General features: G+C 69.6%; 23 protein-coding genes. 21 read left to right on the top strand and 2 right to left on the bottom strand.

Features of this window, described 5'->3' with window-relative positions; translation table 11 throughout:
• Positions 1–17 precede the first annotated feature (17 nt).
• From D514_RS28490 to D514_RS28450, 9 genes are read left to right on the top strand one after another with little or no spacing between them, the layout of a single operon-like run.
• Complete coding sequence (locus D514_RS28490) at positions 18–1,706, top strand: glycoside hydrolase family 13 protein (protein WP_017829749.1); 1,689 nt, start codon at positions 18–20, stop codon at positions 1,704–1,706.
• A gap of 49 nt (positions 1,707–1,755) precedes the next feature.
• Complete coding sequence (locus tag D514_RS28485) at positions 1,756–2,772, top strand: metal ABC transporter solute-binding protein, Zn/Mn family (protein WP_017829748.1); 1,017 nt, start codon at positions 1,756–1,758, stop codon at positions 2,770–2,772.
• On the top strand, positions 2,769–3,602 hold the full coding sequence (locus D514_RS28480; RefSeq protein WP_017829747.1) for a metal ABC transporter ATP-binding protein: 834 nt from the start codon (positions 2,769–2,771) through the stop codon (positions 3,600–3,602). Before D514_RS28485 ends, D514_RS28480 begins: the two co-directional genes overlap by 4 nt.
• 14 nt (positions 3,603–3,616) lie before the next feature.
• Positions 3,617–4,477 (top strand): metal ABC transporter permease, encoded by an 861-nt coding sequence (locus tag D514_RS28475; protein WP_036323247.1) that lies wholly within the window; start codon positions 3,617–3,619, stop codon positions 4,475–4,477.
• Positions 4,478–4,523: 46 nt separating this feature from the next.
• Positions 4,524–4,940, top strand: a complete 417-nt coding sequence (locus tag D514_RS28470; protein ID WP_017829745.1) for a Fur family transcriptional regulator — start codon at positions 4,524–4,526, stop codon at positions 4,938–4,940.
• Positions 4,937–5,977 carry a permease gene (locus D514_RS28465; protein ID WP_017829744.1) on the top strand — a complete coding sequence of 347 codons (1,041 nt, stop codon included), beginning with the start codon at positions 4,937–4,939 and terminating at the stop codon, positions 5,975–5,977. Before D514_RS28470 ends, D514_RS28465 begins: the two co-directional genes overlap by 4 nt.
• Positions 5,970–6,776 (top strand): TIGR03943 family protein, encoded by an 807-nt coding sequence (locus D514_RS28460; protein ID WP_017829743.1) that lies wholly within the window; start codon positions 5,970–5,972, stop codon positions 6,774–6,776. Before D514_RS28465 ends, D514_RS28460 begins: the two co-directional genes overlap by 8 nt.
• Entirely contained in the window at positions 6,766–8,670 is a 1,905-nt protein-coding gene (locus D514_RS28455; RefSeq protein WP_236610928.1) for a hypothetical protein, read from the top strand. Before D514_RS28460 ends, D514_RS28455 begins: the two co-directional genes overlap by 11 nt.
• A 1-nt stretch (position 8,671) precedes the next feature.
• Positions 8,672–9,451, top strand: coding sequence for a DNA-3-methyladenine glycosylase (locus D514_RS28450; protein ID WP_017829741.1), 780 nt, complete (start codon positions 8,672–8,674; stop codon positions 9,449–9,451).
• On the opposite strand, the gene D514_RS28445 is transcribed toward D514_RS28450, so the two are convergent.
• Positions 9,391–10,401: a LacI family DNA-binding transcriptional regulator gene (locus D514_RS28445; protein ID WP_017829740.1), complete on the bottom strand. Its 1,011-nt coding sequence runs from the start codon at positions 10,399–10,401 to the stop codon at positions 9,391–9,393. The genes D514_RS28450 and D514_RS28445 overlap by 61 nt on opposite strands.
• 140 nt (positions 10,402–10,541) lie before the next feature.
• Here D514_RS28445 and D514_RS28440 point away from each other — a divergent pair, with 140 nt between their 5' ends.
• The 11 genes from D514_RS28440 (at position 10,542) to D514_RS28390 (ending at position 22,398) form a co-directional block, all read left to right on the top strand.
• Complete coding sequence (locus D514_RS28440; protein ID WP_017829739.1) at positions 10,542–12,551, top strand: beta-galactosidase; 2,010 nt, start codon at positions 10,542–10,544, stop codon at positions 12,549–12,551.
• The gene (locus D514_RS28435; protein WP_017829738.1) at positions 12,548–13,474 is read left to right on the top strand and encodes a carbohydrate ABC transporter permease; all 927 of its coding nucleotides are present in this window, start codon (positions 12,548–12,550) and stop codon (positions 13,472–13,474) included. The genes D514_RS28440 and D514_RS28435 overlap by 4 nt, the downstream gene beginning before the upstream one ends.
• Positions 13,471–14,355 carry a carbohydrate ABC transporter permease gene (locus D514_RS28430; RefSeq protein WP_017829737.1) on the top strand — a complete coding sequence of 295 codons (885 nt, stop codon included), beginning with the start codon at positions 13,471–13,473 and terminating at the stop codon, positions 14,353–14,355. Before D514_RS28435 ends, D514_RS28430 begins: the two co-directional genes overlap by 4 nt.
• Before the next feature lie 75 nt (positions 14,356–14,430).
• Positions 14,431–15,762, top strand: coding sequence for an ABC transporter substrate-binding protein (locus D514_RS28425; RefSeq protein WP_017829736.1), 1,332 nt, complete (start codon positions 14,431–14,433; stop codon positions 15,760–15,762).
• A gap of 61 nt (positions 15,763–15,823) precedes the next feature.
• Complete coding sequence (locus tag D514_RS28420; protein ID WP_017829735.1) at positions 15,824–17,947, top strand: alpha-galactosidase; 2,124 nt, start codon at positions 15,824–15,826, stop codon at positions 17,945–17,947.
• A gap of 161 nt (positions 17,948–18,108) precedes the next feature.
• Entirely contained in the window at positions 18,109–18,345 is a 237-nt protein-coding gene (gene rpmB / locus D514_RS28415; protein ID WP_017203559.1) for a 50S ribosomal protein L28, read from the top strand.
• A complete protein-coding gene (rpmG, locus tag D514_RS28410) occupies positions 18,345–18,515 on the top strand; it encodes a 50S ribosomal protein L33 (protein WP_017203558.1) in 171 nt (56 codons plus the stop codon). Before rpmB ends, rpmG begins: the two co-directional genes overlap by 1 nt.
• A 3-nt stretch (positions 18,516–18,518) precedes the next feature.
• A complete protein-coding gene (gene rpsN, locus D514_RS28405) occupies positions 18,519–18,824 on the top strand; it encodes a 30S ribosomal protein S14 (protein ID WP_017829734.1) in 306 nt (101 codons plus the stop codon).
• A 124-nt stretch (positions 18,825–18,948) separates the two neighbouring features.
• Positions 18,949–19,779 carry a hypothetical protein gene (locus tag D514_RS28400; RefSeq protein WP_017829733.1) on the top strand — a complete coding sequence of 277 codons (831 nt, stop codon included), beginning with the start codon at positions 18,949–18,951 and terminating at the stop codon, positions 19,777–19,779.
• A gap of 242 nt (positions 19,780–20,021) precedes the next feature.
• Positions 20,022–20,309 (top strand): HU family DNA-binding protein, encoded by a 288-nt coding sequence (locus D514_RS28395; protein ID WP_017203554.1) that lies wholly within the window; start codon positions 20,022–20,024, stop codon positions 20,307–20,309.
• Positions 20,310–20,397: 88 nt separating this feature from the next.
• Complete coding sequence (locus D514_RS28390; RefSeq protein WP_017829732.1) at positions 20,398–22,398, top strand: cytochrome c oxidase assembly protein; 2,001 nt, start codon at positions 20,398–20,400, stop codon at positions 22,396–22,398.
• 18 nt (positions 22,399–22,416) lie between these two features.
• Here D514_RS28390 and D514_RS28385 read toward each other — a convergent pair whose 3' ends face one another.
• Positions 22,417–23,487, bottom strand: a complete 1,071-nt coding sequence (locus tag D514_RS28385) for a hypothetical protein (protein WP_017829731.1) — start codon at positions 23,485–23,487, stop codon at positions 22,417–22,419.
• A gap of 113 nt (positions 23,488–23,600) precedes the next feature.
• Here D514_RS28385 and D514_RS28380 point away from each other — a divergent pair, with 113 nt between their 5' ends.
• Positions 23,601–24,995, top strand: a complete 1,395-nt coding sequence (locus D514_RS28380; RefSeq protein ID WP_017829730.1) for an ATP-dependent RecD-like DNA helicase — start codon at positions 23,601–23,603, stop codon at positions 24,993–24,995.
• The last annotated feature ends 6 nt before the right edge of the window (positions 24,996–25,001 follow it).

The raw sequence follows: 25,001 nt of genomic DNA, 5'->3' as shown, positions 1-25,001 counted from the left end.
GAAGGAGTTCCCCCCTCATGACCGACGCGCTTCTCGTCGAGACCCGCACCGCCCCAGACGCCGCCTGGTGGCGTCAGGCGGCCGTCTACCAGATCTACCCGCGCAGCTTCGCCGACGCGAACGGCGATGGGATCGGCGACATCCCGGGCGTCGTCTCGCGGGCCGATTACCTTCGCGACCTCGGCATCGATGCGGTCTGGCTGAGCCCGTTCTATCCGTCAGCGCTCGCCGACGGCGGCTACGACGTCGCCGACTACCGCGACGTCGACCCGCGATTGGGTACCCTCGCCGACTTCGACGACATGGTCGAGGCGCTGCACTCCCGCGACATCCGGGTGATCGTCGACATCGTCCCGAACCACTCCTCCGACCAGCACGAATGGTTCCAGGAGGCGCTCGCCGCCGGTCGCGGCTCGGCCGCGCGCGATCGCTACATCTTCCGTGAGGGCACCGGCCCCGACGGCTCCGAGCCGCCGACCGACTGGGACTCGGTGTTCGGCGGCAGCGCGTGGGAGCGGGTCGAAGACGGGCAGTGGTACCTGCACAACTTCGCCGTGGAGCAGCCCGACCTCAACTGGGATCACCCCGAGGTGCGCGCCGACTTCCTGAAGACCCTGCGCTTCTGGTCGGACCGGGGAGTGGACGGATTCCGCATCGACGTCGCGCACATGCTCACGAAGGACCTCAGCGAGCCGCTGCCCTCGCGCGCCGAGCTCGACGCGATGGACCGCACCTCGGGCACGCATCCGATGATCGACCGCGACGACGTGCACGAGATCTACGCCGAGTGGCGTGCGGTGTTCGACGAGTACGACCCTCCGCGCACGGCCGTCGCCGAAGCCTGGGTGGAGACACCGGAGCGCCGCGCGAAGTACGCCTCGGCGGAGGGTCTCGGACAGGCGTTCAACTTCGACCTGCTGGTGGCCGACTTCGATGCGGCGCAGTTCCGGAGCATCATCGCCGACAACCTGCAGCAGGCGCAGGCGACCGGATCGTCGACCACCTGGGTGCTGTCGAACCACGACGTCACCCGGCACGCCACCCGCTACGGACTCCCGGCGCTGAACGGCCGCCCGGTCAAGCAGGGCACCGAGTGGGTCAAGGCCGGCGGTCCGGCAGAGGGCCTCGATCGTGACGGCGGGCTCCGCAGGGCGCACGCGGCGACCCTGCTGCTACTCGGTCTTCCCGGCAGCACCTACCTCTACCAGGGGGAGGAGCTCGGGCTGCACGAGGTGGCGCAGATCACCCCGGAGCAGCGTCAGGACCCCGGCTTCTTCCGCGGTGCCGAGTTCGACGGTCTGGGGCGCGACGGATGCCGCGTGCCGCTGCCGTGGACCGCGCAGGGCTCGTCCCTGGGCTTCGGTGCGGGAGGTGCGCACCTCCCGCAGCCGGCATGGTTCGCGCAGTACGCGGTCGACGTCGAGGCGGCCGACCCGTCGTCGACGCTGTCGCTGTACCGGGAGGCTCTGCGCCTGCGGCACCTGCTGCAGACCGACGAGACGCTGGAGTGGATCGACACCGGACGCGCCGACGTGCTGCGCTTCGCCCGGCCGAACGGGTGGCAGGTGGTGTCGAACTTCGGTGCCGAGTCGTTCGATCTGGGTGCGGACGCCGCCGACGTGGTGCTCGCGAGCGCCGCGCTGGAGGGTGCTGCTCTGGCCGGCGAGGCCACGGTCTGGATCGCGCCGGCGGGTCTTTCACGATAGCCATCCAACCGATTTGATAATGGTTCTCATTAGCGTTTAGAGTGAGGGCATGAAGAAGCCCGTCGTCGCCCTCGCCCTCGCATCCGTCGCCGCTCTCACGCTGGCCGGATGCTCCACCCCGACTGCGGGCGAGGGCGACGACGGCACCATCACGGTGGTCGCGAGCACCAACGTCTACGGCGACATCGCCGCGACGATCGGCGGCGACCGCGTCGACGTGCAGTCGATCATCACCTCCGCCTCGCAGGATCCGCACTCCTACGAGGCGAGCGCCCGCGACCGGCTGACCGTGCAGAAGGCCGACCTCGTGATCGAGAACGGCGGCGGCTACGACGCCTTCATCGACACGCTGCTGCAGGATGCGAAGGACCCGCACGTCGTCACGGCCGTCGAGTACTCGCACGACTTCCCCGGCAACGAGGGCCACGCCGACGAAGCGCACGCCGACGAGGCGCACGCCGACGACGAAGCGCACGCCGACGAGGCCGAGCATGACCACGCCGAAGACGAGGCGGGGCACGAGGGCCACGACCACATCGAGGGCTTCAACGAGCACGTCTGGTTCGATCCGCACACCATGATCCACGTCGTCGAGGCCATCGCCGACGAGCTGACCGCGCTCGACCCCGACGGCGCGAAGGAGTTCGCCGCCAACGCGGCCGACCTCACCGCCGACCTCGAGGGCTTCGAGACGGAGCTTGCGACCCTCAAGACGGATGCGCCGGGCGTCAACGTCTTCATCACCGAGCCGCTGCCCGGCTACCTCGCCGCGGCCGCCGGATTCACCGACGTCACCCCCGAGGGGTTCGCCGAGTCGGTCGAGGAGGGCACCGACGTCGCACCCGCCGTGCTGCTCGAGGCGCTCGACGTGATCGGCAGCGGCCAGGTCACCGCGCTGCTGACCAACGCGCAGACCGGCGGATCCGAGACGCAGCGTGTCGAGACCGCCGCGAAGGACGCCGGCATCCCCGTCGTCGCCTTCACGGAGCTGCTCGAGGACGGATCGTCGTACTCTGAGTGGATGAGTGACGCGATCCAGAGCCTCGCCGCCGCCGTCCAGTCGTGAGCGGCGCCGCACAGCGCGAGAATCCGGTCCTCGAGATCTCCGACGCGTCGCTGCACCGCGGCGACCGCGAACTCTGGTCGGGCCTGGACCTCACGGTCGAGCCGGGCGAGTTCATCGCGGTGCTCGGCCCGTCGGGGTCGGGCAAGACCACGCTGCTTCGCAGCATCCTCGGGTTGCAGCCGCTGTCCTCGGGGACGATCCGCGTCGCGGGGGAACCCGTGCACCGCGGAAACTCCCGCATCGGGTACATCCCACAGCAGCGCTCGCTCGCTCCCGACACCAGCATGCGGGCGCGCGACCTGGTCGCCCTCGGTGTGCAGGGCAGCCGCTTCGGCCTCCCTATCCCGCACCGCGGCGACCGGGCCAAGGTGGACCGTCTGCTCGAAGCGGTCGGAGCCTCGCACTTCGCCGACCGCAGGGTGGGCCTCCTCTCGGGAGGAGAGCAGCAGCGCCTCCGGGTCGGACAGGCCCTCGCCGACGAACCCGCCCTGCTGCTGTGCGACGAGCCGCTGTCGAACCTCGACCTCGCGAATCAGGTCGCCGTGACCGACATCATCGATCGTCAGCGCCGCGAACGCGAGGCGGCGGTGCTGTTCGTCACCCACGACATCAATCCGATCCTCGGGCGGGTCGACCGCATCCTGTACATCGCCGGGGGGCGGTTCCTGCTCGGAACCCCCGACGAGGTGCTGCAGACCCGCGTGCTCACCGACCTCTACGGCACCCCGGTGTTCGTGCTGCGCGCGGGGGACCGGCTGGTCGTCGTCGGGGTTCCCGACGCCGAGCCCCACCACGACCACGGCGACCACGAGCACGGAGGAGCGGCATGAGCGTCGCACTGGGCATGGTGCCTCTGGTGGACTGGAGCGACGTCTTCTCCTTCCAGGACTACGGCGAGCTCGTCGCCCTGCTCGCGAACTCGATCATCGCGGGCGCGGTGCTGGGCATCGTCGGCGGACTCATCGGCGTCTTCGTGATGCAGCGCGACCTCGCGTTCGCGGTGCACGGAGTGAGCGAGCTGTCCTTCGCCGGAGCCGCCGCAGCCCTCCTCTTCGGCGGCAGCGTCGTTGCCGGCTCCCTCGGCGGAGCCCTCGTCGCCGCCATCCTGATCGGCGTCCTCGGAGCCAAGGCCAGGGATCGCAACTCGATCGTCGGCGTGCTCATGCCGTTCGGCCTCGGCCTCGGCATCCTGTTCCTCTCGCTCTACGACGGCCGCAGCGCCAACCGCTTCAGCCTGCTCACCGGCCAGATCGTCTCGGTCTCCAGCCCCGACCTGGGCTGGCTGATCGGCATCAGCATGGTCGTGCTGATCGGGCTGCTGGTGATGTGGAATCCGCTGCGATTCGACTCGCTCGACCCGGAATCGGCCGCCGCCCGCGGGGTGCCGACCCGTGCCGTCAGTCTGCTGTTCATGGTGCTGCTCGGCCTGATCGTCGCCGTCAGCGTGCACATCATCGGCGCGCTCCTGGTGATGGCGCTGCTGGTCACCCCCGCGGCCGCCGCGATGCGCGTCACCGCCGGTCCGATCGCTGTGCCGCTGCTGGCCGCGCTGTTCGGGTTCGTCTCGGCGGTCGGCGGGATCCTGCTCGCCCTCGCCGGAACGCTGCCGGTGAGCCCCTACATCACCACGCTGTCGTTCACGATCTACGTCGTCTGCTGGATCGTGCAGCGCTCGCGCGCCCGGGTGCGCCGTGTGCGGGTCTGAGATCCGCTCCCAGCCCTCCCCAACCCCCGCGGCCTAGACTCTTCCTATGGCTCAGCGGAACACCTGGCAGCGCGAACGCGTGCGCGAAGCACTCGCCGACGCCCGCGGATTCGTGAGCGCGCAGGGCCTGCACGCCTCGCTGCGCGAGGACAACACCGGCATCGGTCTGGCCACCGTGTACCGTGCGCTGGCCGGTCTCGCCGCCTCGGGCGACGCCGACTCGCTGCAGAGCCCCGAGGGCGAGGCGCTGTACCGCGCCTGCACCACGCAGGGCCACCACCACCACCTCATCTGCCGATCCTGCGGTCTGACCGTCGAGATCGAGGCGAAGGACGTCGAGCAGTGGGCGCACCGCACGGCGGCGCTGCACGGCTTCACCGAGGCCGCCCACGTGGTCGACATCTTCGGTCTGTGCACTCCCTGCGCGAACAAGCGCGACGCCGAGAGGGCCGCGTCCGCGTGAGCTCCTCTGCAGCAACGGCGACCCGTCACGGCCACTCCCATCGCCCGGCACCCTCGCCGCGATCGGCCTGGATCGGTGTCGGCCTCGGCGCCGCGATCATCGCCGCACTGTTCCTGATCGACGCCTTCCTGCCGACGCTGTTCCCCGCCTCGCTGCCCACCAGGGCGCAGGACGGGCTCACCCTCGCGCTGAGCGTGCTCATCGAGGCCCTGCCGTTCGTCGTCCTCGGCGTGCTGCTGTCGATCGTGGTGCAGGTGTGGCTTCCGGCCGATGTGATCCACCGGTGGCTCCCGAAGCGTGCCTGGGCCCGTCGCGCCGTGCTGTCGCTGCTGGGCATGCTGATCCCGGTGTGCGAGTGCGGCAACGTGCCCTTCGCCCGCGGACTCATGATGCGAGGGCTCGCCCCGGCCGAGGCGATGACGTTCCTCATCGCGGCGCCGATCGTGAACCCGATCGTGATCCTCACCACGCACGCGGCCTTCGGCTGGGACGGCGGCATCCTCGTCGCCCGCCTCGTCGGCGGCTACCTCATCGCCAACCTGATCGGGTGGATCTACAGCCGGCACCCCGATCCCGACGGCATGCTCACGCAGCGCTTCGTCGACACCTGCGATCGCGTCACCCACGAACCGGGAACGCCCGTTCGCCGCAGCCTCACGCAGTTCCTCATCGAGCTGCGTGCCGTGATGCCCGCCCTCGTGATCGGCTCCGCGCTCGCCGGAGCCGTGCAGGTGCTGATCCCGCGAGAGTGGCTGCTCGCGATCGGATCGAACCCGGTGCTGTCGATCGTCGCGATGATGGCACTCGCGATGACCGTGGCCATCTGCTCGAACGTCGATGCGTTCTTCGCGCTGTCGTTCGCCTCCACGTTCTCCTCCGGCGCCATCGTCGCCTTCCTGCTGGTCGGTCCGCTCGTCGACATCAAGATGCTCGCGCTCATGCGCACGACGTTCACCGCTCGCACGCTGGTCGGCATCGTCGGCATCGTCGTGGCTGCGGCCTTCGCGATCGGGATCGGGGTGAACGTCCTTGTCTGAGCAGACGGCAACGCGCGCACGCGCACTCGGCACCCGCTGGCTGGGGGTGGGACTCGCCGCCGTGATCTCGGTGGTCACGCTCGGCCTCGGTCTCACCGGACGCCTCAACCTCTACATCAGCCCCGAGTCGGTGTGGTTCGCCTGCGCCGCCGCCGTCGTCACCCTGGCCGGAGCGATCTGGTCGTGCACCCTCCCGCTCGGCGAGGAGGGCGACCACGGCCACGAACACGGGCATGGGCATGCCGCCGCAGCGGTGGAGGGCACGGAGGGGCGCGAGGTCCCTGCTTCCTCCCGCCGCACGCTCGGTGCCGTCGCGGCCGTCACCGGGGGCGTCATCGCCTCGGGCGTCGTCGTCGCCGGTCTCATCCTGCCGCCGGCCTCGCTGTCGGTCGAGCTCGCCATGTCGCGCGCGGGGGAGCAGAGCGCGTTGTTCGTGGGCGCTGACACGGTCGCGCTCGGCGTGGCCGACACCTCGACCTTCGGCGTCGGCGACTGGGCCAGCGTCTTCTCGGCGGCGACCAACACGGCCGCCTACGACGGTGCAGCGGTCACGCTCAGAGGATTCGTGACGCCCGGCGAATCGGGTGACGGTGTGAATCTGACCCGTCTGGTCATCACCCACTGCGTCATCGACGCCCAGACCGCCGTCCTGCCGGCGGATGTGAAGGCCGACGAGTACGCGACCGGCCAATGGGTCGAGATCACCGGAACCGTGCGAGCGGATGCCGACGGCAAGCTGCACATCGAACCGACCGATGTCGTCGCGATCGACGAGCCGGGAGACCCGTATGAGTACTGACGACGAGCGCCCAGAGGTGCCCGCCGTCCCGCGCACCCGTGCGGAGATGCGTGCAGCGAGGGAAGCCGCCGAGGCGGCGGAGGCCGAGCGGATCGACCGCGCGGTCGCGTCCGCCGATCACGTCGCCCCTCCCGTCGACCAGGGCACGCAGCGCGCTGCACAGTCCGCCGCCGGTGCAGAGGATGCCGCCGCCCGTGAGGCCGCCGTGCGTGAGGCCGCCGTGCGTGAGGCCGCCGCCCGTGAGGCCGCCGTGCGTGAGGCGGGTGACCGCGAGGTCGCCGAGCAGGAGGCCGCCGCCCGCAAGATGGCCGCCTTCGAGGCCGCGGCGCGCGAGGATGCGGAGGCGACCGCGCTTCCGCCCGTCCCGCTCGCGACGGAGCCCGTGTTCGTCGGTGCCGCCCCGGTCGGTGCCGCCCCGACCGCTGCCGACCCGATCTCTGCGGCCGAGGCCGAGGCAGCCGAGGAATTCCCTGCGCCGCCCGTGCCTCGTGCCCCTGTGGGCTGGGAGGCTCCGCACACGCCCGTGAGCCGTCGCCGGTTCGCCCTCACGCTCGTCGCGGTTCTCGGTGTGCTCGTCGTCGCCGGAACCGGGTTGGGCATCGCCAGTCTTCTGCAGGGTCCGCGCATCAGCGACGTACAGGTGAACGCCGCGCAGGCGATCGAGTCGTCCGGGAGCCGTGTCATCCTGACCGCCAACCAGGCCCTCGCCGACATCGACCCCGCGCAGGTCACGGTCGAGCCGGCCGTGCCGTTCACGGTCGACGCCTCCGGCCGCGGCGTCGGCGTGCGATTCACCGTCCCGCTCGACGACTCGACCGAGTACACGATCCGTGTGGCCGATGCCGTGGGCGCCGGCGGCGGGCCGAAGACGACGCTGACCACGAGCTTCACGACGCCGCCGTCGAACATCTTCCTGCTGCGCCGTGACGTCGAGGGCAAAGACAAGATCTTCCTCACCGACCTCAGCGGCGAGAAGGCCGTCCCGGTCTTCGAGCACGACAAGATCAACGACTTCCGCGCGACCTCCACGAAGCTCGTCGTGGCCGTGGAGGAGGACGAGGGGTCCCGGCTGCTCGTGATGGACCGCGACGGCAAGAACCCGCGCGAGCTCAAGCTCCCCGGCGACGGCTATGTGGGTGCGATCCAGGTCTCCGAGCGAGGGGGCCTCGTCGGTTACAGCTACTCCGACAAGGAGCTCAGCGACACCGAAGGCCGTGCGAGTGTGCTCGTGACCCAGTCGCTGACCGGCGACGGCGACCCGCAGATCATCGAGGTCGCCGGAGCCGAGGCGAGCGTGTTCGTCTGGCAGTTCGTGCCCGACAGTGCGGCGGTGCTGTTCATCGACTTCGACGGTGCGCTCTCGCTCGTCGACCGTTCGACCGACGCCGGCGTGCAGGCGCTCGGCCTCGCCGCCACCATCCAGGGGATCTCCCGCGGGACCTACACCGCGATCGTCGAGAGGCTCGACGGTGCGGTGGTCGAGCTCAACCTGGCGGATGGCTCTGAGCAGCCGCTCGCGGCATCCGATCCCGACTACGGGATCGCGAGCTCGATCACGCCGTTCCCCGGCGGCACGCTGCGCCACGTCGTCGCCCGCGACGACGAGGGCCTCCCGATCGGACAGGTGGTCGTGCGGGTGGACGACGACGGGGCGGCGACCCCGCTGGTGGAGGTCGGTTCGACAGACTCGATCCTGCAGGCGTGCGCGTCGCCGAGCGGCCAGTACGCCGCCGTGGTGGTCGCACCCGACCTGGCGAACAACGCCTACGACGGGATGCTGCTGCCGCTGCCGGAGAACGTCGAGACGCACCTGATCGACCTGGCCTCCGGCAAGGAGATCGTCGCCCTCACCGGCTTCGACGCCTCGTGGTGCCAGACGGCCCCGCGATTCTGAGATGTCCGGCGATCCCGATGTCGCCCGCGGCGCCGACCGGCCGCAGGAGGCGCTGCGCCGTGCCATCCGCGCCGACCTGAGCGACTCCGCGGTCGACGTCGCGCCGCGCCTGCTGGGGGGAGAGCTGCGCACGTTCGTCGCGCCTTCGACCGATGCCGTCGCGCTCGAGGTGCGGCTGCGTATCACCGAGGTCGAGGCCTATCACGGGCAGGGCACGGACGGAATCCCGGACCCTGGCTCCCACGCCCGCATGGGCCGCACGGCGCGCAACTCCACCATGTGGGGCGAGCCAGGGCATCTGTACGTGTACCTCAGCCACGGCATCCACTCGTGCGTGAACGTCGTGTGCGGGCCCGAGGGTCAGGGTGACGGCGTGCTGCTCCGGGCGGGCGAGATCGTGGCCGGCGCTGAGGCCGCGGCCACCCGTCGCGGTGCCGCCCTTCCGCTTCGGCGCACGACGTCGCGCGACCTCGCACGGGGGCCGGGACGCCTCGGGCAGGCCGTGGGGCTGCGTCATCCGCTGCACGACGGGATCGATGCCATCACGGGCGACGAGCGGCACGGAATGCGAGCCGAGCTATGGCTGGGCCCGCAGCGGGACGACGTGGTGAGCGGCCCGCGCGTCGGAGTCGCCGGCGTGGCCGGAACCGCGGCCTTCCCTTGGCGCTTCTGGATCGATGAGGATCCGACCGTGTCGCCGTTCCGGTGGGGGAGAGGCGCTCAGGCGGAGTCTCTCCACACGACCGGGGTGGGCAGGATGATGCCGGCGCGCGGGCGCTGATCGTCGCGCAGCTGGGCGAGCACGGCGGCCGCTGCGGCTGCACCCAGTCCTTCCGCCGGCTGGTCGACGGTCGACAGCGGCGGGGTGGTCCTGGTCGCCCAGGAGCTGTTGTCGAATCCCACGACGCCCACATCCTCGGGAACGCGGCGGCCGGCTTGGCGCAGTGCCAGCATCGCTCCGGCGGCGACCGCGTCGGAGGCGCCGAACACCCCGTCGATGTCGGGGGCGCGCGCGAGCAGCCGCGTCATCGCCGCAGCTCCCTCGGCGTACGAGTACAGCGGCGCCTCCTCGACCAGGTCCGGGTCGAAGTCCGGGCCCAGTGCGTCGGTGAACCCCGCGAGGCGATCGGTGCCCGAGTCGCGGTCGAGTGCCGCGGCGATCATGCCGACGCGCCTGCGTCCTGTCGCCATCAGGCGTGATGTCACGGCGTTCGCGGCCCCGCGGTTGTCGACGCCGACCCAGGCCGCATCCACATCAGGGGGATGGCCCACATAGGCCAAGGGAAGGTCGAGTCTCATGACCGCGTTCGTGATCGGATCCTGCGCGCGGGCCGAGACGATCACGGCACCGTCCACGAAGCCGCCGTTGAGGTAGCGGGCGACGCGTTCCGTGTCGCGCACCGAGTCCACCACGAGGCACACCATCTGGTAGTCCGCCTCGGACAGCGTCTCGTTGGTGCCGAGCATGATGGCGCCGATGTTCGGGTCTTCCAGGAACAGCGCGTGCGGTTCGTGCACGATGAACGCGATGGCCTGGGTGCGCTGGCGCACCAGGTTCTGCGCCGCGGTGTTCGGCACGTATCCGACCTCGCGGATCGCCTCTTCGATCGCCGCCCGAGCGGTGTCGGACACATAGCCGCCGTTGATCACGCGGCTCACGGTTCCCCTCGACACCCCGGCCACCCGTGCCACGTCGTGCACGGTGCTGCGGCGGCGGGCGGAAGTGGTCATGATCGACAGCCTAGCGACCCGGACTTGACGACCTCCACGGCGACATGCAACCATGTGTGCACGTTCACAGAAATCCCGATCGGCGCTTTCATGGCCGATTCTGTGCACGTGCACACATCTTCGCAAAGGAGCGTCTCCGTATGGCCGCCGCAGTGCCCGACCGCATCGCCGCCCTCTCCGCAGGGCGCGGCCTCGTCTTCGGATGCGACTACAACCCCGAGCAGTGGGATCGCAGCGTGTGGCCCGAGGATGTGCGCCTCATGAAGCAGGCGGGTATCGGCCTCGTCGCGATCAACATCTTCGGCTGGTCGTCGATCAACCCGGCCCCTGATGTCTGGGACTTCAGCGCGCTGGACGAGATCATCGGTCTTCTGCACGCGAGCGGGATCCGCATCAACCTCGGCACGGGCACCGCCTCGCCCGCCCCGTGGGTCACCGCCCGCCATCCCGAGATGCTCCCGGTGGGTGCGGACGGCACCGTGTTCCAGCAGGGCGGTCGTCAGGGGTACTGCCCGAGCTCTCCGCTCTTTCGCGCCTATGCCGCCGACGTCGTGACGCACGTGGTCGAGCGCTACGGCGATCACCCCGCGGTGTCGCTGTGGCACGTGTCGAACGAACTCGGCTGTCACAACGCCCTCTGCTACTGCGACGTCAGCGCCGAGGCGTTCCGCGTCTGGCTGCGTGAGCGCTATGACGACATCGACGCGCTGAACCGCGCATGGGGGACGACGTTCTGGAGCCAGCGGTACAGCGACTTCGCGGATGTGCGTCCGCCCGCTCAGGCCCTGTCGCTGCGCAACCCCGGGCAGATGCTCGACTTCCAGCGGTTCAGCTCCGACGAGCAGCTCGCGCTGTACCGCGCGGAGGCCGCGATCCTGCGGGAGCGGAGCAGCATTGCGGTCACGACGAACTTCATGGTCACCGCGCACATCCGCAACCTCGACTACTGGACCTGGGCGGGCGACATGGATCTGATCGCCAACGACCACTATCTCGATCGCCGTCTCGACGATGCCCGCGGGGAGCTCTCGTTCGCTGCCGACCTCACGCGCGGCCTCGCGCAGGGCGAGCCCTGGCTGCTGATGGAGACCTCGACGGGCGCGGTGAACTGGCAGCCGTACAACCTCGCCAAGGCGCCGGGGGAGATGCGGCGCAACATCGCCTCCCACCTCGCCCGCGGCGCCGACGGGATCTGCTTCTTCCAATGGCGGGCGTCGACGCAGGGCGCGGAGAAGTTCCACACCGCTCTCGTCCCCCACGCCGGAGAGGACTCCGACCAGTGGCGCGAGGTGGTCGAACTGGGTGCGCTGATCGATCGTCTCGGCGAGGTCGCCGGCACCAGGGTCGCGGCGGATACCGCGCTGTTCTTCTCGTGGGAGAGCTGGTGGGCGGCCGAGAACGAAGGGCGTCCGAGCGAGGCGCTGACCTACCTCGGGCAGGTGCATGCCGCGCACGCGGCCCTGTCGGACGCGGGTCTGACCACCGACGTCGTGCGCCCCGGCGCCGACCTCGAGGGCTACCGTCTGCTGATCGTGCCGGCCCTGCACCTCATCAGCGATGCGGATGCCGCGGCCATCGCACGCGCGGTCGAAGGCGGTGCCGTCGCGCTCATCACCTTCTTCAGCGGCATCGTCGACGAAGAGGATCGCGTGCGCACCGGCGGGTATCCGGGGGCGTTCCGCGATCTGCTGGGCATCCGCTCCGAGGAGTTCGCTCCGCTGCGTCCTGGCGAGGTCGTCACCCTCACCGACGGCACGACGGGCACCGTCTGGAGCGAGCGGTTCGCGGCGACCGATGCCGAGGTCATCGCATCGTTCGTCGACGGCCCCGCTGCCGGGGGCCCGGCGATCACGCGGCGGACGGCCGGCGACGGCGCGGCCTGGTTCCTCTCCACCCAGCTCTCGCGGGCGGACTACGCCGGGCTGATGACGCGGATCGCCGCCGCAGCCGGGGTCGCACGGGAGCAGGGCGCGGGGCCGGACGTCGAGATCGTCCGACGTGTCGGCGACACCGGCAGCTTCCTGTTCGTCGTCAACCACGGGTCGACCGACGCCGAGGTCACGGCGTCCGGTCATGAGTTCGTCACGGACGCCCCTGCCACCGGCATCGTGCCGGCCGGAGCGGTTCGCATCATCAAGGAGGATGTATGACCACCACGCTCACCGCCTCGGCGGTCTCTGCGCCCACCGCGGTGCGAGCCCGTCGGCGCGTCCCGCACAAGGGGGCAATCGCCTTCCTGATCGTGCCGTTCGGCGTTCTTTTCGCGCTCTTCTATGTCGTGCCGATCGCCTACGCGTTCTGGCAGTCCCTGCTCGTCGTCGAGCGCGACGGCACCTTCGGCAAGGCCGAGCAGGTGTTCGGCGGCCTCGCCCAGTACGTGCTCGTCTTCCAGAACGAGGCCTTCTGGAGCTCGATGGGGCGCATGCTGCTGTTCGGCGTCGTGCAGGTGCCCGTCATGCTGGGCCTGGCCCTGCTGTTCGCCCTGCTGCTGGACTCGCCTCTCGTGCGCGGGAAGCGCTTCTTCCGTCTGGCGTTCTTCGTGCCCTACGCGGTGCCGGGCGTGATCGCCGCGATCATGTGGGGCTCGCTCTTCTCGCCCAACCTCTCGCCCTTCACCGCCATCACCAAGAACATCGACTTCCTCGGCGCCGATCTGGTGCTGTGGTCGATCGCGAACGTCGTGACCTGGGTCTACGTCGGATACAACATGCTGATCATCTACTCGGCACTGCTGTCGATCCCGCAGGAGCTGTACGAAGCGGCCCGCCTCGACGGCGCAGGCCAATGGCGGATCGCCTGGTCGATCAAGATCCCGCTGGTTCGGCCCGCGATCGTGATGACCGCGATCTTCTCGATCATCGGCACGTTGCAGCTGCTCGCCGAGCCACAGGTGTTCCGGTCGTTCAGCTCGGCCGTGACCAGCACCTTCACCCCGAACATGACCGTGTACGCCACCGCATCCATCCCGAACACCAACCTGGCCGCCGCCTTCTCGGTCGTGCTCGCCGTGACGACGTTCGTACTGTCGTTCGGGTTCATGAAGTACATGCAGCGCAAGGAGCAGAACGCATGACCACCGCGTCGATCGTCGCGCCCGGCCGGCGCCGCAGCACCGCTCGGGAATCGGGCATCTCCCGCACGGGCGCCATGCTGATCATGGCCGTGTTCACGGTCTACTTCCTGCTGCCGCTGTGGTGGCTGCTCGTCGCCTCCAGCAAGGAGACCGGCGACATCCTCACCACCGCGCCGCTGTGGTTCGCCGACTTCCACCTCTTCGACAACATCGCGGAGCTGTTCACCTACCGGGACGGCGTGTACCTGCGCTGGCTGGGCAACTCGATGCTCTACGCCGCTCTCGGCGGGGCCATCGCCACGCTCCTGGCCGCCATGGCCGGGTACGCCCTCGCCAAGTACCGCTTCCCCGGCCGCGACGTGCTGTTCGACATCGTGCTGGGAGGAGTGCTCGTTCCCGCGACGGCTCTCGCGCTGCCGCTGTTCCTGATCTTCAGCCAAGCGCAGCTGACCAACACGTTCTGGTCGGTCTTCCTCCCCTCGATCGTGAGCCCGTTCGGCGTGTACCTCGCGCGCATCTTCGCCGCCTCCTCGGTGCCGGACGAACTGCTCGAGGCGAGCCGCCTCGACGGGGCGGGGGAGATCCGCACCTTCTTCACCGTCAGCATCCGTCTGATGACCCCGGCACTGGTGACGATGTTCCTCTTCCAGTTCGTGGCCATCTGGAACAACTTCTTCCTGCCGATGATCATGCTGCGCAGTGAAGACCTCTTCCCCGTCGTGTTCGGTCTCTACAACTGGAACAACCAGCTGAACCAGCTCCCCGAACTCCGCGGTCTCGTCCTGATCGGCGCCCTGCTGTCGGTCATCCCGCTGATCGTGACATTCCTCCTGCTCCAGCGCTTCTGGCGCAACGGACTGGGCGCCGGCGCCCTGAAGTGAGCAGGTCGTCACACGGACCTCCCGTGTGACGCACCACCCCTGCACCACCCCCATCGCATCCACGAAAGGATCGAAATGCAGCATTCGAAGAAGAAGGCAGCGGCCGTCATCGCCATCTCGGCGTTCGCGCTCGCAGGCTGCTCCGCCGGCGGCGGAGACAGCACCGGAGGCGGCGACGCCGCCGCTTCCTGCACCCCGGCCGACGGTGACGTCACCCTCGAGTTCACCTCCTGGATCCCCGGCATCGAAGACGTCGTGAAGATCTGGAACGACGCCAACCCCGAGATCCAGGTCGATGTGCAGACCGGCCCCAACGGCAACGGCGGCACCTACCAGAACTTCTTCAACCAGATCAAGGCGGGCGATGCGCCCGACCTCGGGCAGATCGAGTACGACGCCCTGCCGAACTTCCTCGTGCAGGACGGCCTCGAAGACCTCAGCGCCTGCGAAGACGTCGTCGCCGCCGAGGACCAGTTCGTCGACTGGGCCTGGGGACAGGTGACCCTCGGCACCGACGGTGTGTACGGCGTTCCGCAGGACACCGGACCCATGGCGCTGTTCTACCGTGCCGACCTGTTCGAGCAGAACGGCATCGCGATCCCCACCACCTGGGACGAGTACCGTGAGGCGGCCGTGAAGATCCGCGACCTGGGCGGCTACATCACCAACTTCTCGCAGTCGGACATCAACCAGTTCGCCGGATTCGCATGGCAGGACGGCGCCCAGTGGTTCTCGAGCGACGACGAGGGATGGACGGTCACGCTCGCCGACGACGCCACGACCACCGTGGCCGACTTCTGGCAGAGCATGCTCGACGACGACCTCGTCGCGACGGTGCCCGCCTGGACCGACGAGTGGAACAACGCCTACAACTCGGGCGAGGTCTGGACCTGGAACTCCGCGGTGTGGGGTGCCAACTCGATCTCCAGCGGCGCCCCCGACACCGCAGGCTCCTGGGCCGTCGCTCCGCTCCCGCAGTGGAAGGCCGGCGGATCCGCGGCCGGAAACTGGGGTGGTTCCTCGACCGCCGTGCTCAAGGGCAGCGAGCACCTCTACGAGGCGACCAAGTTCGCGCTGTGGCTCAACACGTCGGATGAGGCGCTGACCGCGCTCGCCGAGGCGGCCAACCTCTATCCCGCCACGACGGCGGGACTCGCGCTGCCGGTGTTCAGCGAGGGCGTGGAGTTCTACGGCGGGCAGAAGATCTACGACGTCTTCGCCGATGCTGCCACCCAGGTCTCTCCCGACTTCGCGTGGGGTCCGACCATGACCCAGACCTACGCAGACGTCTCGGACGGCTTCAAGGCCGCGGTCTCGGGCAGCGGAACCCTGCTCGACGCGATCGAGAAGGGCCAGACGGCGACCGTCGACGCGCTCAAGGCGGCGTCGATCCCCGTCAAGGAGTAAGGCTTTTCGGAGGCCCGCCCGTATGCTCACGGGCGGGCCTCCCTTTTCGTCTGGAGCGGCAATGAGCGAACTCGTCCACCTGACCTCCGGCGGCGTCAGCGTCGTCATCGACACGACCGGAGCGCGGCTGCTGCACTGGGGTGCGGCGCTCGACCCCGTCGACCTCGACGCGCTCGCCGCGTCGTCGACCGGATCTGTGACGTTCAGCTCGTTCGACGCTCCTCGCACCTTCCCGCTGCTCGCCGTCGAAGCCGACGGGTGGTCGGGGGCACCGGCGCTCGCCTGGCATCGGGGCGGGCGGCACAGCGCCCCGCTGCTGCGGCCGACCGGGTGGGAGGCTTCGGCGACATCGCTGCGGGCGGAGTTCGCGGATGCCGAGGCCCAGGCCACCGCCGTGCTCGACCTCGAGCTGGACGCCGATGGCGTGCTCACCGCGCAGTTGTCGGTCACGAGCACAGCCGCCGATGGCGGCCAGCCGCTGGACCTGCTGGCCGCCCGCATCCTGCTGCCGATCCCCGCGCACGCGACGGAGGTGCTCGACCACACCGGACGATGGACGGGAGAGCGCCACCCGCAGCGGGGCGCCCTGCGTCACGGTGCGCATCTGCGCCAGGTGCGCCGGGGCCGGGGCGGACACGACGCCCCGTACCTGACCGCGGTCGGCACCGACGGATTCGGCTTCCGCCGTGGCGAGCTGTGGACGGCACACGTCGCGTGGAGCGGCGACGTCGAGGTCGGCGTCGAGCGGCTGCCCGAGGGCGCCGGAGTGCACGGTGCGGTGCTCGGCGGGGGAGAGCTGCTGCTGCCGGGCGAGATCCGACTGGGTGCGGGGGAGACCTACGTGTCGCCGCGGATGTTCCTCACCTACGGCGGGAGCGGGCTCGACTCCGTGTCGTCGCGTCTGCACAGGACGGTGCGCTCGTTCTCCGCGCACCCCACGACGCCGCGGCCACTGGTGCTCAACACGTGGGAGGCGGTCTACTTCGACCACGACTCCGCGAAGATCATCGAGCTCGCCGAGGCCGCGGCATCCGTCGGCGTCGAGCGGTTCGTGCTCGACGACGGGTGGTTCCGCGGACGACCCGACGATCGCTCGGGACTCGGCGATTGGTTCATCGACGACGCCAAGTGGCCCGACGGCCTCCGACCTCTCGCCGATCACGTGCATTCGCTCGGGATGCAGTTCGGCCTCTGGTTCGAACCCGAGATGGTGAACCCGGTGTCCGACCTCGCCACGCAGCATCCGGAGTGGGTGCTGCAGGCATCGCCCGATTCGCCCACCTGGCGGCACCAGAAGGTGCTCGACCTCGCGAACCCGGATGCCTCGGCCTTCCTCCTCGAGCGCCTCGATGCCCTGGTCGCCGAGATCGGCGTGGACTTCATCAAGTGGGACCACAACCGCGACCTGCACGCCGCCGTCTCCCCGCACACCGGGCGCGCGTCCGTGCACGCCCAGACCGCCGCGTTCTACGCCCTGCTCGATGCGCTGCGTGTGAGGCATCCCGCCCTGGAGATCGAGTCCTGTGCGAGCGGCGGTGCCCGTGTCGACCTCGGGGTCCTGCGGCGCACCCAGCGCGTGTGGGCCTCGGATTCGAACGACCCCGTGGAGCGTCAGCGCATCCAGCGGTGGACCGGCACCCTCATCCCTCCCGAACTCGTGGGCTCGCACGTCGGGCCGCCGATCGCCGAGACGACCCATCGGGCGGCGTCGCTGCCCTTCCGCATGGCGACGGCGCTGTTCGGTCACGCCGGCATCGAGTGGGACATCACCCGCTGCACGGATGCCGAGCGCGCGACGCTGGCTCGCTGGACGGCGCTCTATCGCGAGCTGCGCCCGCTGCTGCACTCGGGCGTCACTGTCCGCAGTGACGACGTCGACGACGAGACCCTGCTGCACGGCGTCGTCGCGCCCGACGGCTCGCGGGCGGTGTTCGCCTGGGTGCGGCTCGGCACATCCGTCGACGGCTTCACCCCGCGCACGCGGATCCCCGGACTGTCGGCGGCGCAGCGCTATCGCCTGCGGATGCGGGAGGACCTCGGGAGGGTCGCGCGGCATCAGGTCGCCGACCCCGCGTGGACCGACGCCGGGGTGGAGGCATCCGGTGCCTTCTTCGAGACCATCGGTGTGCCGCTGCCGCTGCTGGCTCCGGGGGCGGCGCTGCTCATCGAGGCCGTTCGAGTCTGAATCGTCACCGTGCTAAACTGACTCTTTGTCTGCGCACACTCCTGTGCGCAGTTCGCGTGCTTCCCCTTCTGCGGCCGAGCGATCGGCGGGGCGGGGTCGCGTGCAGACAAGGGATCTTGGGTGAGGCCGTCCGGCCTCACGGTATAGAAGGAGTCACCATCATGGCAGCAGTGTGCCAGGTGACCGGAGCTGTTCCCGGCTTCGGTCACAACGTCTCGCACTCGCACCGCCGGACGAAGCGCCGCTTCGACCCGAACGTGCAGAAGAAGACCTATTTCGTTCCGTCGCTCGGTCGTAAGATCACGCTCAACGTGTCCGCCAAGGGCATCAAGGTGATCGACGTCCGTGGCATCGAGAACGTCGTCAAGGACCTCCAGGCGAAGGGTGTGAAGCTCTAATGGCCAAGAAGGCTCAGGACGTACGTCCGATCATCAAGCTGCGTTCGACGGCAGGTACGGGTTACACGTACGTGACGAAGAAGAACCGCCGCAACACCCCCGACCGCCTCGTGCTCAAGAAGTACGACCCGGTCATCCGTCAGCACGTCGAATTCCGAGAGGAGCGTTGATCAATGGCTAAGAAGAGCAAGATCGCTCGCAACGAGCAGCGCAAGGTCATCGTCGAGCGTTACGCAGAGCGTCGCGCCGAGCTGAAGAAGACCCTGGTCGACCCGAACGCCACCGACGAGGCCCGCGAGGCCGCACGCGTCGGCCTGCAGAAGCTGCCGCGCAACGCGTCGCCGGCTCGCGTGCGTTCGCGCGACGTCATCGACGGCCGCCCCCGCGGTGTCCTCACGAAGTTCGGCATCTCGCGTGTCCGCTTCCGTGACATGGCACACCGTGGCGAGCTGCCCGGCGTGACCAAGTCGAGCTGGTAAGTCTCAGCAGACAGTCGAAAAGGGCGAGGATCTTCGGATCCTCGCCCTTTTCGCGCATCCGGGGGATGCGCAGCGCGCCGCGATACCGATACCCTCACTGTGAACCGGGGGGTGGAGAGGACTCATGAACGACTGCATCCCCGCCTCCGGCCTTCTCGCCGAGTCCGGCGCCGACCCGCTGCTGCTCGCGGGTCTTCTCGCCCTGGCCGTGCTGCTCATCGCCGGCGGTCTCGTGCTGACAGTCCGCGCCGGCGGTCGCGGGCGCCGCGGTCGTCTCGCCGGAGGAGCGCTGCTGCTCGCCGTCGCGGTGGCCGGCGGGGGCCTGATCGTCGCGCCCTCTTCGGCGACGGCGGCCGAGTCGTGCCCCGCAGTCCAGCCGCAGCCGCAGCCGGAACCGCAGCCCCAGCCGGGCGTCGAGACGCGCCTCGACGTGTTCGGTGCGCGTGCCCAGGAGTGGGCGGGAACGCACGACCGTGTTCCGGAGACGGTGGGCCTGTACGACCCCGAGCAGGAGCGCGGCACCGACACGATCCCGCTCGAGACGGCTCTCGCACAGTGCGACACCGACTACGTGCCTGGCCCTGTGCCGATGTGGCTGATCCTCGTCGACGCCGAGACCCGTGCCATCGCGTGGCGCACGCCGATACGCAGCGCCGAGGCCGAGCCGCAGCAGTTCGTCGGCATCCCTCTCGGGACCTTCGACGTCTACCTGATCCCGGATGACCGGGCGGTCGGCGACGTGCTGCCCGAGGATGCGAACATCGGTGTGAACTCGGCCCGCACCTGGCAGCTGACGAACTGCGACGTCGAGTGGGAGGGCACGATCCTCACGGAGGGGGCGTTCACCACGGGCATCATCGGCTGGGTCTCAGCCTCGGTCGGCGAAGGCATCAGGGCGCAGGTCACCGCCGCGCATCCGGTGCTCGAGGTGCGTCTGCTCAGCAACCTGCCCTGACCTCCGGCACCGCCACGGGCATCCGCGAGCCCCCCCGATCCGGCTTCCGGGGCGCGGATCCGCCCCTCGAATCTGTGACTGGAGTGACAAAAGTGACGCGACACGCCCAGTAATTGCCCAAAACCCGCGAAATGACGCGGAAATGAGGGTGGTGGTTGGTACATTCAAGGCGGTCGCTAGACCAGGAGCATCCGCTCCGACACCCACAACGATGCGACGGGAACTCGTCGCTGGAGGATGACATGGCTGACAAGTCCATCACCAAGACCGAGCTCGTCGCGAGCATCGCAAGCGCCACGGGCCAGAGCCAGGCCACCGTCTCCGGTGTCCTCGACTCGCTGTTCGCCACGGTCTCCGACGCCGTTGCCAAGGGCAGCAAGGTCTCCATCCCGGGCTGGATCTCCTTCGAGCAGGTCGACACCGCTGCTCGCACGGGCCGCAACCCGCAGACCGGCGCCGAGATCAAGATCCCGGCCGGCAAGCGCGTCAAGGTGACCGCTGGTTCCAAGCTCAAGGCTGCCGTCAAGTAATTCGACCGCACCTCTTCGCAGGCCGCTCCCGTTCTGACGGGGGCGGCCTGCGTGCTTTCCCACCGTCGGGCGCGCCTAGGCTGGAGGGGTGAGTTCCCGCAGCGAGTCGACGAGTCGGATCTCGGCGTATCGAGTCGCCGGCGTCATCATCCTCCTCATCGCCGCCCTGGCGGCCCTGGTACTGGCGCTCCTCGTCGGCGGAGGCGCCAAGCCGCCGCTGCTGCAGGACCCCGGCCCCTTCGTGCTCTGGGGCACGCCGGTCGCCAAGCTCGTCATGAACGTCTCGGGCGCGGTCATGCTCGGCGCGCTCGTGCTCGCGCTGTTCGGCCTGCGCGCGGGGGAGCGATCGTTCGACGCCGCCCTGAACATCGCCTCGGTCGGTGCGGCCGTGTTCACGGTCTCGGCCGGCCTCGCGGGGTTCCTCGCCTTCATGGCCGCGTTCAACCCCAAGCTCAGCATCGAGCGCGAGTTCGGCACGCAGCTCGGGCGCTTCCTGCTGGAGCTGCCGCTGGGTCAGTCCTGGCTCATCACCACCATCTTCGGCGCGATCATCACGGTGCTCGCGTTCGCGTGGCGTTCGTGGACGCCGACCCTCATCACGGCGCTGCTCGCCGCGGTCTCCTTCCTTCCGCTCGCGACGCAGGGCCATGCCGGCGACCTCGCCGGGCACAACATGGCCGTCAACTCGATCCTGCTGCACACCATCGGCGCCGCCGTCTGGCTCGGTGGGCTGCTGCTGCTGGTGCTGCTGCGCGGGCGCGCCGACATCGACACCCCGCGGCTCGTCGCACGCTACTCGTCGCTCGCGATCGCCGCTTTCGCCGTGGTCGCCTTCTCCGGGGTCACCCGGTCGATCGTGGCCGTCGGAGGCTGGGACGCCCTGTGGGCGACGCCGTACGGCTGGATCGTGCTCGCCAAGGTCGTGCTGCTGGGAGGCATGGGACTGCTGGGCGCCTGGTATCGCGCACGTCTGATCCCGCGGCTCACAGGACAGCGGGCGGCCGGCTGGTTCTGGCTCCTCGTGCTGTGCGAGGTCGCGCTGATGGGCCTCGCCTCGGGAGCGGCCGCCGCGCTCGCGCGCACGCCTCCGCCCACCGGCGAGGTCGCCGCCTTCGCCCAGACGCCCGCGCAGATCCTCACCGGCGCGACGCTGCCTCCGGAGCTGACGCTCGAGCGCTGGTTCACGGCCTGGGACTTCGACGTGCTCTGGCTCGTCGCCGCAGGCTTCGGCCTCTTCCTGTACCTCGCCGGCGTGCGGCGCCTGCGCCTGCGCGGCGATCGCTGGCCGATCCACCGCACCGTGTTCTGGGTGCTCGGCATGCTGATGCTCGTCTGGGTGACGAGCGGCCCGCTCAACGCGTACCAGGAGTACCTGTTCAGCATCCACATGATGGGCCACATGATGCTGTCGATGGCCATCCCGCTGCTGCTGGTCTCCGGCGCCCCCATCACGCTCGCTCTGCGCGCGATCCACAAGCGCGACGACGGCACCCGCGGTGGTCGCGAGTGGATCATGTGGGCCGTGCACTCGCCGTTCTCCCGCGTGGTGACCCATCCGTTCGTCGCAGCGGCGATCTTCATCCTGTCGCTGTGGGCCTTCTACTTCACCGACCTGGTGCGCTGGTCGATGTACGAGCACCTCGGTCACGAGTGGATGGTCATCCACTTCCTGATCTCGGGCTACCTGTTCGTGATGAGCCTGATCGGCGCCGACCCTGTGCCGTACCGTCTGCCGTACCCCGGTCGCCTGATCACCCTGATCGCCGTCATGGCGATGCACGCCTTCTTCGGCATCGCGATCATGATGCAGGAAGGGCTGATGGTCGCCGACTGGTTCGGGTCGATGGGCCGCGACTGGGGTGTGGACCCGCTGCAGGACCAGTACGTCGGTGGCGGCATCGCCTGGTCGATCGGCGAGATCCCGACGCTGATCCTCGCGATCACGGTCGCGATCCAGTGGAGCCGCAGCGACACCAAGCTGCAGCGCCGCGCAGACCGGCACGCCGAACGCACGGGCGACGCCGAGCTCGAGGAGTACAACGCCAAGCTCGCCGCCCTCGCGGAGCGCGACCAGCGCGAAAGCCGCTGAGGCCGACGCTCGACCCGGTCAGTCGACGGCGGGGTCGCCGGGGGAGCCGATCCTGATCGACGCGGATCCGTCGGGCAGGATCGCGATCGTCCCGGTGAGCTGGAAGGGCACGTCCTCCGACAGCGGCTGGGTCTTTCCGTCGAACAGCGAGCGGATGTCGACCTCGACGTGGGCGACCGCGTCCGTCGTCGGGATCTGCCACTGCCCGCCGTCGGGGGTGACCGTGACCTGGGGCTGCGTCGCGATCGACCACTTCGGCGCGGAGGCGAGTCGGTTCGTGACGCGCAGGCCGAACGGGCAGGCCGTCGGCTGGAGCACCTCCTGCGTCGTGCACTCGGTGAGGAAGGCCTCGACCCTATCCTGAACCACGTCGACGAACTCGTCGGTCGGCTCTGTCTGCACGTCGAGCGGCGTGACGGCCAGAGGCGTGTCGGCGAGGACCCCGTGGCCCGTGGCGGTCGAGATCGCGGTGTCCACCGTCACCGCGTACAGGCCCGGCGTGAACACGAGCAGCGGCAGCGGGTCGAGCGCGACCGCATCGATGCCGTCGATCGACACCTGGCGCCGGTCGACCTCGAACCCGTTCACCGCGAACTGGTCGGCGCCGCGCACCGTCAGGTCCACGACGGCCAGGGGGCTGGTGGTGAAGCGCCAGTTGGGGGTGACGCCCGCCCAACCGTCCTGCTCGACCAGGAAGGTGCTGGTGCCGGCGTGTCCGCTCGCCTGGTAGCTGACGGTGACGGCCGTGCCGCCCTCTGCCGGCTTCTCCGAGGTGATCGTCACGTCGGTCAGCGGGGCGAGTGCGGCGCGGCGGAGCATCGCCTCGGACGCTCCGGGATCGATGCCGGCGGCGTCGAGCGTCTCGCGGTCGATCGCGACGCCCGGTACGCGCAGCGCATCGGCGGCACGACCGGAGGAGAGCAGGTCGAGGTAGCGGACGACGAACGCTGAGGGGCCGTAGAACTGCTGGTACAGCGTGACGCCGCCAGCTCCCAGAGCCGCGATGAGCAGCAGGCCGACGACGGCGAGCATCGCCAGATCGACCCCCAGGCGCGCACGCCGGGGCGCGCTCGCACGTGCCCGGTCCATGGCGTCAGTCTAGGAGGGCGTCCTGGGGGGACGCCGAGCGTCGGCGGCCGTGAGCGGATGCCGGGACGTAGCATGGACGAGCGCCCTGTCCGTCCGCTGCCCCTGTGAGAACCGTGTCCCTTCCCGCCCTGTCCGAGGAGCAGCAAGAGCTGTTCCGACTCATCGAGGACACGGGCGAGCACGTCTTCATCACCGGGCGAGCCGGGACAGGGAAGTCGACGCTCCTGCAGCACTTCGCATGGAACACGAAGAAGCAGATCGCGATCTGCGCGCCCACGGGCGTCGCGGCGCTCAACGTCGAGGGACAGACGATCCACTCGCTGTTCCGCCTGCCGATCGGTCTGATCGGGGACGCCGACATCGATCAGAACGACGCGACCCGTCGCATCCTGAACGCCATCGAGACGCTCGTGATCGATGAGATCTCGATGGTCAACGCGGATCTGATGGATGCGATCGATCGTTCTCTCCGCCAGGCGCGGGGGCGCAGGGGCGAGCCGTTCGGCGGCGTGCAGGTCGTCATGTTCGGCGACCCGTACCAGCTGGCGCCCGTGCCGCCCCGCGGCGACGAGGCCCGGTACGTGCAGGACCACTACCGCTCGTTCTGGTTCTTCGACGCGAAGGTGTGGGCCGGCACCGGCGGCGGCACCGGCGAGTCGGACCAGGAGGGGCTGTTCGCCGTCGACACGCGCGCCGAGCTGCACGTGCGCGAGCTCGTGCAGATCCACCGGCAGTCCGACGACGGCTTCAAGGCCATGCTGAACGCCGTGCGCTACGGGCGGGTGACCGCCGAGATCGCGGGCGTGCTGAACGCCCAGGGGGCGCGGACACCACCGGATCCGGAGCCCGGCGAGGTCCCGATGATCACGCTCGCGACACGCAACGACATCGTGAACAGCATCAACAGCCGACACCTGGCCGCGCTGCCGGGCAAGGAGCAGACCGCGCGCGCCGAGGTGAGCGGAGACTTCGGCAGGGGCGAGGCCGCGCTCCCGGCCGAGTCGGAGCTGAAGCTCAAGGTGGGGGCGCAGGTCATGTTCCTGCGCAACGACACCGCGATGTCCGGCGAGCCGCCGCGCTGGGTCAACGGCACGATCGGAACGGTGGTGCGCATCCTCGGCAGCGCCGTGCGCGTCGACATCGACGGTGAGGAGGTCGACGTCGAGCCCGCCGTGTGGGAACGGTTCCGCTACGCGTACGACCAGAACACCAAGAAGCTCACCCGTGACGTCGTCGCCGAGTTCACGCAGTTCCCGCTGCGTCTGGCCTGGGCTGTCACGATCCACAAGTCGCAGGGCAAGACCTATGAGCGGGCCATCATCGACCTCGGCTCCGGGGCGTTCGCGCCGGGGCAGACCTATGTCGCCCTCAGTCGGCTGACCTCGCTCGAGGGGCTCTATCTGTCGCGTGCGCTGCGACCACGCGATATCCGGGTGGACGAAGACGTGCGTCGGTTCATGCGCGATGCCTGGCTCGCGGCATCCGCCCCCGAGCTGCCGAAGAGCTGAACTCCC

Origin of the sequence: Microbacterium sp. UCD-TDU, assembly GCF_000340625.1 — a bacterium.
GTDB lineage: Bacteria > Actinomycetota > Actinomycetes > Actinomycetales > Microbacteriaceae > Microbacterium > Microbacterium maritypicum.
Note: the sequence above shows the minus strand (reverse complement) of the source record. Positions and strands in the feature narration are given on the sequence as shown.

Coding starts and splice junctions, on each gene's coding strand:
- D514_RS28450 (WP_017829741.1), top strand. CDS start 8,672: ATGTCCGGCGATCCCGATGTCGCCCGCGGCGCCGACCGGCCGCAGGAG.
- rpmG (WP_017203558.1), top strand. CDS start 18,345: ATGGCCAAGAAGGCTCAGGACGTACGTCCGATCATCAAGCTGCGTTCG.
- D514_RS28385 (WP_017829731.1), bottom strand. CDS start 23,487: ATGGACCGGGCACGTGCGAGCGCGCCCCGGCGTGCGCGCCTGGGGGTC.
- D514_RS28475 (WP_036323247.1), top strand. CDS start 3,617: ATGGTGCCTCTGGTGGACTGGAGCGACGTCTTCTCCTTCCAGGACTAC.
- D514_RS28485 (WP_017829748.1), top strand. CDS start 1,756: ATGAAGAAGCCCGTCGTCGCCCTCGCCCTCGCATCCGTCGCCGCTCTC.
- D514_RS28435 (WP_017829738.1), top strand. CDS start 12,548: ATGACCACCACGCTCACCGCCTCGGCGGTCTCTGCGCCCACCGCGGTG.
- D514_RS28440 (WP_017829739.1), top strand. CDS start 10,542: ATGGCCGCCGCAGTGCCCGACCGCATCGCCGCCCTCTCCGCAGGGCGC.
- D514_RS28445 (WP_017829740.1), bottom strand. CDS start 10,401: ATGACCACTTCCGCCCGCCGCCGCAGCACCGTGCACGACGTGGCACGG.
- D514_RS28395 (WP_017203554.1), top strand. CDS start 20,022: ATGGCTGACAAGTCCATCACCAAGACCGAGCTCGTCGCGAGCATCGCA.
- D514_RS28420 (WP_017829735.1), top strand. CDS start 15,824: ATGAGCGAACTCGTCCACCTGACCTCCGGCGGCGTCAGCGTCGTCATC.
- D514_RS28470 (WP_017829745.1), top strand. CDS start 4,524: ATGGCTCAGCGGAACACCTGGCAGCGCGAACGCGTGCGCGAAGCACTC.
- D514_RS28455 (WP_236610928.1), top strand. CDS start 6,766: ATGAGTACTGACGACGAGCGCCCAGAGGTGCCCGCCGTCCCGCGCACC.
- rpmB (WP_017203559.1), top strand. CDS start 18,109: ATGGCAGCAGTGTGCCAGGTGACCGGAGCTGTTCCCGGCTTCGGTCAC.
- D514_RS28400 (WP_017829733.1), top strand. CDS start 18,949: ATGAACGACTGCATCCCCGCCTCCGGCCTTCTCGCCGAGTCCGGCGCC.
- D514_RS28490 (WP_017829749.1), top strand. CDS start 18: ATGACCGACGCGCTTCTCGTCGAGACCCGCACCGCCCCAGACGCCGCC.
- rpsN (WP_017829734.1), top strand. CDS start 18,519: ATGGCTAAGAAGAGCAAGATCGCTCGCAACGAGCAGCGCAAGGTCATC.
- D514_RS28425 (WP_017829736.1), top strand. CDS start 14,431: ATGCAGCATTCGAAGAAGAAGGCAGCGGCCGTCATCGCCATCTCGGCG.
- D514_RS28430 (WP_017829737.1), top strand. CDS start 13,471: ATGACCACCGCGTCGATCGTCGCGCCCGGCCGGCGCCGCAGCACCGCT.